Below are 12,541 nucleotides of genomic sequence, written 5' to 3' on the forward strand. Positions count from 1 at the left end.
GATGCGTCATGGCCTTTACCGATCCGTTCATCCGCCGCCCGGTGCTGGCCAGCGTGGTCAGCCTGTTGATCGTGCTGCTGGGCTTCCAGGCCTGGAGCAAACTGCCGATCCGTCAGTATCCGCAGATGGAAAACGCCCTGATCACGGTAACCACCGCCTACCCCGGGGCCAACGCCGAAACCATCCAGGGCTACATCACCCAACCCATGCAGCAGAGCCTGGCGAGTGCCGAAGGCATCGACTACATGACCTCGGTGAGCCGGCAGAATTTTTCCGTGATCTCGATCTATGCGCGGATCGGTGCCGACAGCGACCGGCTGTTCACCGAACTGCTGGCCAAGGCCAACGAGGTCAAGAACAAGCTGCCGCAAGATGCCGAAGACCCGGTGCTGAGCAAAGAAGCCGCCGACGCTTCGGCGCTGATGTACATCAGCTTCTACAGCAGTGAATTGAGCAATCCGCAGATCACTGACTACCTGTCGCGGGTGATCCAGCCCAAACTGGCCACCCTGCCCGGCATGGCCGAAGCGGAGATCCTCGGCAACCAGCTGTTTGCCATGCGCCTGTGGATCGACCCGGTGAAACTCGCCGGCTACGGCCTGAGCGCCAATGAGGTGACCGACGCGGTACGCCGCTACAACTTCCTTTCGGCCGCCGGCGAGGTCAAGGGCGAGTACATCGTCACCAGCATCAACGCCACCACCGAACTGAAATCCGCCGAGGCCTTCGCCAACATCCCGCTAAAGACCAGCGGCGACAGCCGGGTGCTGCTTGGCGACGTGGCACGGGTCGAGATGGGCGCGGAAAACTACGACACCGTCAGTTCCTTCGATGGCACCCCTTCGGTCTACATCGGTATCAAGGCCACGCCCGGCGCCAACCCGCTGGATGTGATCAAGGAGGTGCGCAAGCTGCTGCCCGACCTGCGAAGCCAGCTGCCGCCCAACCTCAAGGCCTCGATCGCCTACGACGCCACCTTGTTTATCCAGGCGTCGATCGATGAGGTGGTGAAGACCCTGGTCGAAGCGGTGTTGATCGTCATCGTCGTGGTCTTCCTGTTCCTCGGCGCCTTGCGTTCGGTACTGATCCCGGTGATCACCATTCCGCTGTCGATGATCGGCGTACTGTTTTTCATGCAACTGATGGGCTACTCGCTCAATCTGTTGACCTTGCTGGCGATGGTCCTGGCCATCGGCCTGGTGGTGGACGATGCCATCGTCGTGGTGGAAAACATCCACCGCCATATCGAAGAAGGCAAGACGCCGTTCGACGCGGCGCTGGAAGGCGCCAGGGAGATCGCCATGCCGGTGGTGTCGATGACCATCACCCTGGCCGCGGTGTATGCCCCCATCGGCTTTCTCGAGGGCCTGACCGGCGCGCTGTTCAAGGAGTTCGCCCTGACCCTGGCCGGCGCGGTAATCATTTCCGGCATCGTCGCCCTGACCCTGTCACCGATGATGTGCGCCCTGCTTTTGCGCCATGACGCTAACCCCAGCGGCCTGGCCCATCGCCTCGACATGCTGTTCGAAGGCCTCAAGGTGCGCTACCAGAAACTCTTGCACGGCACCCTCAACACCCGGCCGGTGGTGCTGGTGTTCGCGGTGATCGTGCTGTGCCTGATCCCGGTGTTCCTGATGTTCACCAAGAGCGAACTGGCTCCGGATGAAGATCAGGGCGTGATTTTCATGATGGCCACGGCGCCACAGCCGACCAACCTTGACTACCTGAGCGCCTACACCGACGAGTTCGTTGACATCTTCAAGGCGTTTCCCGAGTACTACTCCTCGTTCCAGATCAACGGTTTCAACGGCGTGCAGTCGGGTATCGGCGGCTTCCTGCTCAAGCCTTGGAGCGAGCGTGAGCGCACCCAGATGGAACTGCTGCCGCTGGTGCAAAGCAAACTCGAAGGCATCGCCGGCCTGCAGATCTTCGGCTTCAACCTGCCCTCATTGCCGGGCACCGGTGAGGGCCTGCCGTTCCAGTTCGTGATCAACACCGCCAACGACTACGCGTCCCTGCTGGAAGTGGCCGAACGGGTCAAGGAACGCGCCCAGGCCTCAGGCAAGTTTGCCTTCCTCGACATTGACCTGGCCTTCGACAAACCCGAGGTGGTGGTCGACATCGATCGGGCCAAGGCTGCGCAGATGGGGGTGTCCATGGATGCCCTCGGTGGCACCCTGGCGACCCTGCTCGGCGAAGCGGAAATCAACCGTTTCACTATCGAAGGCCGCAGTTACAAAGTCATTGCCCAGGTCGAACGACCGTATCGCGACAACCCCGACTGGCTGAGCAATTACTACGTGAAAAACCAGCAAGGGCAGATGCTGCCGCTGGCGACCCTGATCACCATCAGCGACCGCGCCAGGCCGCGTCAGCTCAACCAGTTCCAGCAACTGAACGCCGCCATGATCCAGGGTGTGCCAATGGTCAGCATGGGCGAGGCGCTGGAGACCGTGCGCAACATCGCCCGCGAGGAAGCGCCACAAGGCTACGCCTTCGACTATGCCGGTGTCGCGCGGCAGTTCGTCCAGGAGGGCAGTGCGCTATGGGTGACCTTCGGCCTGGCCCTGGCGATCATCTTCCTGGTGCTGGCAGCGCAGTTCGAGAGTTTTCGCGACCCACTGGTGATCCTGGTGACCGTGCCGCTGTCGATCTGCGGGGCGCTGATTCCGCTGTTCCTCGGTATTTCGAGCATGAACATCTACACCCAGGTTGGCCTGGTGACGCTGATTGGCCTGATCAGCAAGCACGGCATTCTTGTTGTCGAATTCGCCAATCAGTTGCGCCTGCAAAAGGGCTTGAGCGCCCGCGAGGCGGTGGAAGAAGCCGCTGCGATCCGCCTGCGCCCGGTGTTGATGACCACGGCGGCGATGGTGTTCGGCATGGTACCGCTGATTCTGGCCAGCGGCGCCGGGGCGGTGAGTCGCTTTGACATCGGTACGGTGATTGCCACCGGCATGTCGGTGGGCACCCTGTTCACCCTGTTCGTTCTGCCGTGTGTCTATACCCTGCTGGCGCGGGCTGATGTGCCTCAGGTGCAAACACAAACGATCTGATCGCGGATAAACAAAAAGGCCTCGTCACTGACGAGGCCTTTCCGTTCATACCGTTGATGCATCAACCCGGCGCACGCCCACCCTGACTGAGACCGAACAGCAGCAACAGCAGGTCATGGTCCGGCTTGGCCTCCACCTGCGGTTTGATCAGCCGTGGCAGCGGGCACTGTGCAGCGTTGGCGGCATGGCTCAACACCTCTGGCCCGGGCTCTTCCCAAGCCGCCACAGCAGCAGTGGCCGCCGCCAGGGCAGCCACCAGAAACAAACCTCGAGCGATTTCTAGTTTCATTGCTCTAAACCTTTGACAGCGCTGCCAAACGCCATCTGGTAAAAATACAGCAGCTTTTGCCACTCTGCGTCGTTGAATGACGAGTGGCGGCGCAATTGCTTCAGGTCATTGGCTGCAGCGCGCTGACAGCTGATGCGGCGGCGGCACTTTTCCAGGTCCAGCAGCGCTACTTCGGCTCGCGCTTCGTCGCCTTCACCGATCACCTTGATGAACACATGCTTGCCGTACAGGCAGCCATGCTGCCAATGGCCACGGTGCATACGCGCCAGGTTCTCGGCCAGGTCCTGCAGCATGCGCTCATGCAGGGCCGGGCTGTAACGCTCGCGCGCACCGTTGGCGTACCAGTTGTCGCAATCCTCGAAGCCGTCCAGGGCCTCGCTGACCAGCAGGGCGCGCCACTGATGCTCGGCATCACGCTCGACCCCGCAATAAACGATATGCGGCACCCGCACGCCCAATTGCTCGAAGCTGTTGAGCGCATCATATTCACGCAACACGGTCGGGCGGCCGAACGGGTGCATCAAACTGCGGTAGATATGGCCAATCTGACGTTTGGAATACAGCACCTGACCATTTTCACCGCTCAGCCGCTGTACCCCGCTTTCCCCACCCCGGCGCTGGTTGGGAGCTTCGACCCACTCACCCTGCTGTTGCCAGAAGTGGTCGAACCGGTTGTTCCCCGTCATTGTTCCTGAGCGCTCTACCGCCATGCCCTGCTACCCCTTACGCAATACGTATACTCGCCACATGGCATAGAACGGTAAAAAGTCCAATCGTTCCTGAATGCGGAAACCGGCAGCCTGAAATTCTTCTTCGACCGTAGCAACCGGTAACACAAAACGGTTCTGATAACTGCCCTTTCCGGTCTCAGCGTAACGACGCTGTTCCAGCTTTTTCCGGCGCCAGGCTTTGAAGTTGCCGTCGACCCACAACGACAAAATCACACTGTCGCGGGTAACGCGTTGAAATTCAGAGAGAATTTCTTTGCGGTGGGCGGCCTCACCAATGTGATGCATCAGTCGCATACAGAAAATGCTATCGACCGAGTTATCCGGCAAGTCGATAGCGAAGGCTGAGGTTTGCAAGGTCCGTACCCGCTCGACGATATGCGCAGGTTGAGACTTGGTGGCAGTTTCCAGCATGGCCTCGGAGTTGTCCGCCCCGATGATCACCCGATTGGGCTTTTCCGCCAGCATCGGCCAGAAGCGACCGGCACCACACGGCAAGTCGAGTACCAGACCAGGCTCGCCGGCCAACGCCAGGGCACGCCGGGCCAGTTGTTCATCACGTTGATGAGACAAGCGCCGAGCCAGGCCGTCTTGATGCTTGAGGAAGTACTCCTGGGCATGCTGCTGGTCGTACTTTTCGGAAAATTCGAGTTTGATGGGGCTACGCATGGTGCATCTCCTGACTCCAATTTACCCACCATAAGCAGGCAAGCGTTGGCGTCAGGTCATGCGCATGTGAAAAATTCGTTAGCCGCCCCGATAAAAGTTACAAAATATTTCACTACTGCTCGAGCGGACGTTCCAGAGCACCGTTCAGGTCAACACGAAAGCGGCAGCCATGGGGCACCATCGCGGTCAGGCTAACGGCCCAGTTCTGGTCATCGCAAATCCGTTGCACCAGCGAAAGGCCCAGGCCAAGTCCCTCCCCGCGCCGCTCATCGCCGCGAACAAACGGCCGGAACATCGCTTCACGCTGCTCCTCGGGAATACCCACGCCACTGTCCTCGACCGTAAAACCCGCAGGCTCCAGGGTCAGGCGGATAAAGCCATAGTCCGTGTAATGCGCGGCATTGCGCAGCAGATTACCCATTACCGCCTGCAGGAAGGTGGCGTTGTACAACGTCGGTAATCCCCCCTTGGCGTCATAAAGCAGCGTCAGACCTTTCTGCTCGATGGTGTCGCGCCAGACACCGACCAGATCATCCGCCACCTCCTTGAGGCTCGCCTGCGAGGCCACCGCGCCTTCATCGCGCTGGGCCCTGGCCAGCATCAGGAAGGTTTTCACCAGTTCCTGCATCTCTTCCGTGGCCCTGGCGATCCGCTCGACCTGCGAGCGCGCGCGCGGGTCGATGTTCGGGTTGACCAGCAACAGCTCGCAGGAGCTGGCCAGTACCATCAAGGGCGTCCGCAATTCGTGGCTGACATCGCTGGTGAACAGGCGCTCACGCGTCAAGGCATCGCGCAAACGTCCCAGGGTATCGTCAAAGGCCATGGCCAGCTGACCCACCTCGTCGGCAGCGTAATCCGGTGCCAGTGGCGGCGCCAGGCCGAGCAACTGGTCGCGATGACGCACCTGTTGCGCCAAGCGGATCACCGGTGCCATTACCCGACGCGCCAGGACCCAGCCGAGGAACACGGCCAGGGCCAGGCTGAGCACAAAGCCCACCACGACCACGGCAAACAGCACCCGCTCACGTTCTTCGAAATCACTCTGGTCTTGCAGCAGGACATAACGCCGACCGTCCACCACTTCGACCATGGCGTGATAGGACAATTGTTCGCGGAATACTTCATGAAAACCCGGGTTAAGGTGACGCAAGTCCTTGGGCAGTTCAAAGTCGTCACGTCCGCCGCTGTAGTAGAACAGCTGGTCCGGTCGCGGACGGTGGCTCCAGTCATTGACGCTGTCCATGCGCAGCAGGCGCTGCAGGTCTCCTCCCAGCACAGCCGAGATCAAGCGCTCTTCAACCAGATGCACGGTGGCCACAATGCCGAAGGCGAAGGCGCCAGCCACCAGCGCACTCATCAAGGCAAAGGCGATGATGATCCGCTGGGCAAGGCTTTGCTTAAACTCCATCACGGCCCTCGGCAAGGCGGTAGCCGACGCCGTGGACGGTATGTAGCAGGGCCTTTTCGAACGGCTTGTCGATCACCTGACGCAGTTGATGAACGTGGCTGCGCAGACTGTCGCTGTCCGGGCAGTCATCCCCCCAGAGCGCCTCTTCCAGCACTTCACGGCGCAGTACATGGGGGCTCTTCTGCATCAGCACCGCCAGCAGTTTCAAACCCACAGGGTTGAGCTTGAGCAGTTTGCCGTCGCGGGTGACTTCCAGGGTATCGAGGTCATACACCAGATCGCTGACCTGCAAGGTCCGCCGGCCACCGCCCTGGGCCCGACGCAGTACCGCTTCGATACGCGCAGCCAGCTCCGACAGGGCAAAAGGCTTGAGCAGGTAGTCATCGGCGCCCGAACGAAAGCCTTGCAGGCGGTCATCGAGCTGATCGCGGGCAGTGAGCATGATCACCGGGGTGTCTCGCCGGGCGTCTTCGCGCAGACGCTTGCACAGGGTGTAGCCATCGATCCCCGGCAGCATGATGTCGAGCACGATCAGGTCGTAGTGTTCAGTGGCGGCCAGGTGCAATCCCGACAGTCCATCCTGGGCACAATCGACCGTATAGCCTTTGAGGCCCAGGTAGTCGGCCAGATTGGCGAGGATATCGCGGTTGTCTTCAACCAGTAGAATTCGCATGGGGGGTTCTCCCGTCCGGGGCATTTGCCTGCTTGGCAGGCGCAGCTTACGGCCATCGGTCACGCACGGCTAGGTCGGCGCGACTTTATTGCAGGCTAACGTTTTTTTCACTCAGTCTTCACGGACAGGTTATAGCCGCTACCCGAGAATTGCCGGTTGGGACTGTCCCTTCGACCTGCCTGGACCTGCCATGCCGCTAACTGCCCCTTCTCGCCCGCTCAACCTGTGGATTGCCCTCGGCATCCCCGCAGCCGCCGCACTGACACTCATCCTGCTGGAACTGACCTCACTGGACATGGACCTGGCCAAGCTGGCGTTCGACCCGGTTGCCGGCCAGTTCATCGGTCGGCATAGCTACTTCCTCGAAGACATCCTGCATGACCGCGCCAAACAAGTGGTGATCGCCCTCAGCGTAGGAGCCATTGTGGCCTTCATCGGCAGTTTCTTCTGGCAGCGCCTCAAAGGCTGGCGTCGGGAGCTGGGCTATCTGGTCCTGGCCATGGGCTTGTCGACCAGTTTCGTCACCCCGGTCAAAGCGGTTACCGCCGTGCAGTGCCCCTGGAGCCTGAAGGAGTTCGGTGGCAAGGAAACCTACAGCGAACTGCTCAGCCCTCGCCCGGCCACCGATAAACCAGGTCGTTGCTGGCCGGGCGGCCATGCAGCCACCGGTTTCACCCTGTTTGCGTTGTTCTTCGCCCTGCGTGACCGCCGCCCACGCCTGGCCCGTGCCACCCTGCTGTTCGCGTTTGCTCTGGGCACTGTGTTTTCGATAGGACGCATGCTGCAAGGCGCGCACTTTTTCTCGCACAACGTGTGGACCGCGGTGTTCTGCTGGCTGATCAGTTTAGGCTGCTATTACTGGGTGCTGTATCGCAAACCTGTGACGGTGGGAGCGGGCTTGCCCCGCGATGCGCTAGTGACTGAAAGCCGGTAATCGCGGGGCAAGTCGAATCGTCGCACCACCGGGGATGCTCCGAAAAGGCAGGCACAAAAAAGCCCCGCATAGAGCGGGGCTTTTTCTCAAGCGGGTAAGGCTGGCTTACATCATGCCGCCCATGCCGCCCATACCACCCATGCCGCCCATGTCTGGCATACCGCCGCCAGCAGAAGCTTCAACAGGTGCATCAGCAACCATGGCTTCGGTAGTGATCATCAGACCACCGATCGAAGCGGCAGCTTGCAGTGCCGAACGGGTTACTTTGGCTGGGTCCAGGATACCCATTTCGATCATGTCGCCGTACTCACCGGTAGCAGCGTTGTAACCGAAGTTGCCCGAACCTTGCTTGACCTTGTCGACCACTACGCTTGGCTCGTCGCCGGCGTTGGCAACGATCTGGCGCAGCGGCGCTTCAACAGCGCGACGCAGCAGCTGGATACCGACGTTCTGGTCTTCGTTGTCGCCTTTGAGCTCGGAGATGGCCTGCAGCGAGCGAACCAGCGCAACACCACCGCCAGGCACCACGCCTTCTTCAACGGCTGCACGGGTAGCGTGCAGGGCGTCTTCAACGCGGGCTTTCTTCTCTTTCATTTCGACTTCGGTGCCAGCACCGACCTTGATCACGGCAACACCGCCAGCCAGTTTGGCCAGACGCTCTTGCAGTTTTTCACGGTCGTAGTCCGAGGAAGTCTCGGCAACCTGAGTGCGGATCTGGGCGATACGCGCTTCGATGTCGCCTTGTACACCAGCGCCGTCGACGATGATGGTGTTTTCCTTGGACAGGGTCACGCGCTTGGCGTTACCCAGGTGCTCCAGGGTAGCGGACTCCAGGCTCAGGCCGATTTCTTCGGAGATCACGGTACCGCCGGTCAGGACAGCGATGTCCTGCAGCATGGCCTTGCGGCGGTCGCCGAAGCCAGGTGCCTTGACCGCAGCAACCTTGACGATGCCGCGCATGTTGTTGACCACCAGGGTAGCCAGCGCTTCGCCTTCAACGTCTTCAGCGACGATCAGCAGCGGACGACCGGCCTTGGCAACGGCTTCCAGAACTGGCAGCAGTTCGCGGATGTTGGAGATCTTCTTGTCAACCAGCAGCAGCAGTGGGCCATCCAGCTCGGCAACCATGGTGTCTGGCTTGTTGACGAAGTAAGGGGACAGGTAGCCACGGTCGAACTGCATGCCTTCTACGACCGACAGTTCGTTTTCCAGGCCCGAGCCTTCTTCAACGGTGATCACGCCTTCTTTACCGACTTTTTCCATGGCTTCGGCGATGATGTCACCGATGGAGTTGTCGGAGTTGGCGGAGATGGTGCCTACCTGAGCGATGGCCTTGGAATCGGCGCATGGCTTGGACAGGGACTTCAGCTCTTTGACGATGGCGATGGTGGCTTTGTCGATACCACGCTTGAGGTCCATCGGGTTCATGCCGGCAGCAACGGCTTTCAGGCCTTCGCTGACGATGGCCTGAGCCAGAACGGTGGCGGTGGTGGTGCCGTCGCCAGCTTCGTCGTTGGCCTTGGAGGCAACGTCTTTGAGCAGCTGGGCGCCCATGTTTTCGAAGGCGTCTTTGAGTTCGATTTCTTTGGCAACCGACACACCGTCTTTGGTGATGGTCGGAGCGCCGAAGCTCTTGGCCAGAACAACGTTACGGCCTTTCGGGCCCAGGGTGGCTTTTACAGCGTCAGCCAGAACGTTGACACCAACGAGCATTTTCTTGCGGGCGGAGTCGCCGAATTTTACGTCTTTAGCAGCCATGATCGTTTAATCCTTGAATACTTTGGAGTAACGGGAAACCAGCGGAATCAGCCTTCGATAACAGCGAGAATCTCGTTCTCAGCCATTACCAGCAGGTCTTCGCCGTCAACTTTCACAGTGTTGCTGCCCGAGTAAGGGCCGAAAACCACCTTGTCACCCACTTTCACGGCCAGCGCACGCACTTCACCGTTGTCCAGGATGCGACCGGTACCTACAGCGACGACTTCGCCACGGTTAGGTTTTTCAGCGGCCGAACCTGGCAGAACGATACCGCCAGCGGTTTTCGATTCTTCTTCGCTGCGACGGATAACGACGCGGTCATGCAGAGGACGAAGCTTCATTGTCGATCTCTCCTAATTGTGGTTTTCATCGGCCGGTATCGACACCGGCGGGTTGATGCTTGCGGCGTAGCCGCTCGTAGCTCGCGGTGCGAACCACGCATGTAATGTCCGGGGCATTTCCCCGGAAACCTTGCGGTAACCCCTACATGAGGTCGCCAAGATCAATTACAAGGCTTGCTGATGAAAATTTTTAGCAATCCGCCCGCGCAAAGCAGAACGGCCCCATCAGGGACCGTTCAGTCTAGCGCTTGCAGGGTTACAGATTGCGGGGGTCGCGTGGTTCACGGGGATCGTGATGCTCGTACTCGCCCTCGATCACGTTCGGCTGCCGAGGCTGGCCGCCAGGGCTGCCCGGGCGGGTCATGAACGGGTCATCGCCAAACGCCCGCTGGCGCATGGCCTGGGCTTCGGCACGCTCACGCATCTTGCGCCCGAGCAGGCGGCGGGTGAACGGCAGCAGGCAGATCAGGCCGATCACGTCACTGATAAAGCCTGGCAACAGCAGCAGGCCGCCACCGAGGGCCAGCATCAGGCCCTGGAACATGTCCTCCGCGGGCAGTTCGCCACGCTGCAGGCTCTCGCGGGCACGCAGGGCGGTGGCCAGACCGGCCACCCGCACCACCAGCACACCCAGGGCAGAGCCGGCAATGATCAGCAGCAGCGCCGGGAAGAAGCCGATCGCGGTGCTGACCTTGAAGAACACATACAGCTCCAGCACCGGAAAAATCAGAAACAGCAATAGAAAAGCACGCATCAATGGTTCCTCTGCGCAAGATGTCCTTGCAGTACACCTTTAATGGATGCGCTCAATCGCTATTTCAACCCTGAACGCTTTCACGCGCCGGCCATTGATCGGCGCGAGCCAGAAAAACCAGGGCTTCGCGCACTTGTATCGGCGTATTGCAAGGCACTGCGAAGGGCAGCCAGTACACTCCCTGGCCGATGCGCAGGTGCATGCCCTCGCTGTCGATGCCGACCATCTGCGCCGCGGTCCCCTGCGGCAGGCCGCTGAGCTGGACGTAATGCGCGATGGCATTGGCATGGTCGCTGTTCATGTGCTCGATCATGCTCAGCTCGGCCTTGCCGGCAAACGGATTGGCCAGGCTCAGGTGGTCGACCCAATGGATCGCGCCAAAGCCGCCAATATAGCGGTGGCGTACCGGCTTGAGCACCCAGAAGTCGAAATCATGCGCCTTGTGATAATTGCTCGATTCGGGGAAATAGCGGTAGTAGCGCTCGGCGGCGGCTTCGATCTGCGCCGGTTCCTCAAGCTTGTGGGCGTGGGCCAGTACGGTCAGGCGACCCACGGCCTGCACATCTTCCGCGTCACGCTCACCGACCAGCAGCGAGCACTTGGGATCTTTCTGCAGGTTGTGGGTGTGCTGGGCGATGCGGCTGATCAGGATCAGCGGGTTGCCGTCGGCATCCAGGCAGTACGGCACCACCGAACCGAAGGGAAAGCCCGGCATCGACTTGGAATGGGTCGACAGGACTCCACGGTATTCCTTGAGCAGCAGCTCCCGGGCCTGTTGTGCGACTTTAGCGCTCACTGTGTGACTCCCGACGCGAGATCGTTTTGAAGGCTGGCCGCAGGTGAAGCGCGGCCATGAAGGTAACCGTCAAAATAATCATTATCGCCGGTGGTTGCCAGCAGACTTACCAGGTCACGCCAAAGCCTGCGGTGTAACGGGTCTTGTCCAGGTCGCTGTCGTGGGTGCCACTGATGACATCCTTCTCGGCCTTGAGGTTGAGCGAAGCCCATTCGGTGACCTTGTAGCGCAGGCCGACCTCGGCATCCAGGGCATAGTTGGCCACGCCGTCCAGCGGTTTGCCGACTTCACCGTTGGTGAAGAATTCGACCCGCTTGCCGATCAGGTAACGGTTGTAGTCCCACTTCATGGCCAGGGAGTAGAAGTTGTCCTTGCCACCATCGGCATATTCATAGTCGGTACGGTTGACCAGGGAGCCCAGGGAGAAGGCACCCAGCTCATCATCCCAGAACTGGTAACCTGGGCCGGTACCCACGGTGCGCTGGCGGGCCAGGTCTTCGATGTGATCGCGCTTGTACTCGAGACGCCCTTGCCAGAACCACTTTTCGGTGAGGAAGCGGTCCAGCGCGTATTCGGCGCTCCAGTTGTTGGTGGTGGTGACGTCGTCCTTGCTCTCGCGGTTGTATTCGCCTTCGGCCTGGTGGCGCCAGCGGCCATGGCGGGCGGTGGTCTTGAAGTCGATGTCATAGTCATCGCTGTCGGACTCGGCGCGCTTGTAGTCCATGGCCAGGTCGACATTGCCCTTCCACGACAGGTCTTCGATCACAGGCTTGGGCTTCATGATCTGCTGGATGCTGGCCAGCTCGACGGTCTTGGGCGCCTCGCCATTGGCCAGGGTGACCTTGCCATCTTCGGCGGCACTCAGCGATTTGGCTTTCTCGCCGGTGTAGGCGTCCTGCTTGACCAGCAATTCCTGGTCGCTTTCCAGCGTCTTGACCTGCTTCCAGTCCAGCGCGACCGAGCCTGCGTACTCAGTCTTGAGCAACAACTTGCCACCATCAAACACGGTGATCTTGCCGCTGAGCCGGTCACCATTTTTCATCCACACCGTATCAGCTACAGCCGTGGAACAGGCGAAAACGGCGACAAGGCTCAACAAGACTCTAGAAAACATAAGCAAGGACGGACTCTGGTT

The 12,541-nt window shown here is 60.3% G+C and carries 12 protein-coding genes; 2 read left to right on the forward strand and 10 right to left on the reverse strand.

Annotation, left to right across the window (positions count from 1 at the left end; translation table 11 throughout):
* The first annotated feature begins 8 nt into the window (after positions 1-8).
* Positions 9-3,056 carry a multidrug efflux RND transporter permease subunit gene (locus AC07OF_RS06990; RefSeq protein ID WP_476446567.1) on the forward strand — a complete coding sequence of 1,016 codons (3,048 nt, stop codon included), beginning with the start codon at positions 9-11 and terminating at the stop codon, positions 3,054-3,056.
* A 61-nt stretch (positions 3,057-3,117) separates the two neighbouring features.
* Here the strand turns inward: AC07OF_RS06990 and AC07OF_RS06995 are convergent, their stop codons facing one another.
* From AC07OF_RS06995 to colR, 5 genes are all read right to left on the reverse strand, one after another.
* Positions 3,118-3,345 (reverse strand): hypothetical protein, encoded by a 228-nt coding sequence (locus AC07OF_RS06995; RefSeq protein WP_038607308.1) that lies wholly within the window; start codon positions 3,343-3,345, stop codon positions 3,118-3,120.
* A complete protein-coding gene (locus AC07OF_RS07000) occupies positions 3,342-4,055 on the reverse strand; it encodes a lipopolysaccharide kinase InaA family protein (RefSeq protein WP_157191256.1) in 714 nt (237 codons plus the stop codon). The genes AC07OF_RS06995 and AC07OF_RS07000 overlap by 4 nt, the downstream gene beginning before the upstream one ends.
* Before the next feature lie 6 nt (positions 4,056-4,061).
* On the reverse strand, positions 4,062-4,742 hold the full coding sequence (locus AC07OF_RS07005; RefSeq protein ID WP_038607302.1) for a class I SAM-dependent methyltransferase: 681 nt from the start codon (positions 4,740-4,742) through the stop codon (positions 4,062-4,064).
* A 112-nt stretch (positions 4,743-4,854) separates the two neighbouring features.
* Positions 4,855-6,150, reverse strand: a complete 1,296-nt coding sequence (locus AC07OF_RS07010) for a sensor histidine kinase (protein ID WP_476446566.1) — start codon at positions 6,148-6,150, stop codon at positions 4,855-4,857.
* Positions 6,140-6,823, reverse strand: coding sequence for a two-component system response regulator ColR (gene colR / locus AC07OF_RS07015; protein WP_038607297.1), 684 nt, complete (start codon positions 6,821-6,823; stop codon positions 6,140-6,142). The genes AC07OF_RS07010 and colR overlap by 11 nt, the downstream gene beginning before the upstream one ends.
* 190 nt (positions 6,824-7,013) lie before the next feature.
* Between colR and AC07OF_RS07020 the strand changes: the two genes are divergently transcribed.
* Complete coding sequence (locus tag AC07OF_RS07020; RefSeq protein WP_157191253.1) at positions 7,014-7,757, forward strand: phosphatase PAP2 family protein; 744 nt, start codon at positions 7,014-7,016, stop codon at positions 7,755-7,757.
* 105 nt (positions 7,758-7,862) lie between these two features.
* On the opposite strand, the gene groL is transcribed toward AC07OF_RS07020, so the two are convergent.
* The 5 genes from groL to AC07OF_RS07045 all read right to left on the reverse strand — a co-directional run bounded on the left by groL (position 7,863) and on the right by AC07OF_RS07045 (position 12,520).
* Entirely contained in the window at positions 7,863-9,515 is a 1,653-nt protein-coding gene (gene groL, locus AC07OF_RS07025; protein WP_107026663.1) for a chaperonin GroEL, read from the reverse strand.
* 47 nt (positions 9,516-9,562) lie between these two features.
* Complete coding sequence (locus AC07OF_RS07030; RefSeq protein ID WP_003260750.1) at positions 9,563-9,856, reverse strand: co-chaperone GroES; 294 nt, start codon at positions 9,854-9,856, stop codon at positions 9,563-9,565.
* A 256-nt stretch (positions 9,857-10,112) separates the two neighbouring features.
* A complete protein-coding gene (locus tag AC07OF_RS07035; protein WP_038607289.1) occupies positions 10,113-10,610 on the reverse strand; it encodes an FxsA family protein in 498 nt (165 codons plus the stop codon).
* Between the two features lie 64 nt (positions 10,611-10,674).
* Positions 10,675-11,406, reverse strand: coding sequence for a HugZ family pyridoxamine 5'-phosphate oxidase (locus AC07OF_RS07040; protein ID WP_157191252.1), 732 nt, complete (start codon positions 11,404-11,406; stop codon positions 10,675-10,677).
* Positions 11,407-11,512: 106 nt separating this feature from the next.
* Positions 11,513-12,520: a DUF481 domain-containing protein gene (locus AC07OF_RS07045; protein ID WP_157191251.1), complete on the reverse strand. Its 1,008-nt coding sequence runs from the start codon at positions 12,518-12,520 to the stop codon at positions 11,513-11,515.
* Between the last annotated feature and the right edge of the window lie 21 nt (positions 12,521-12,541).

The organism is Pseudomonas sp. GW821-FHT10B02 (assembly GCF_059415665.1).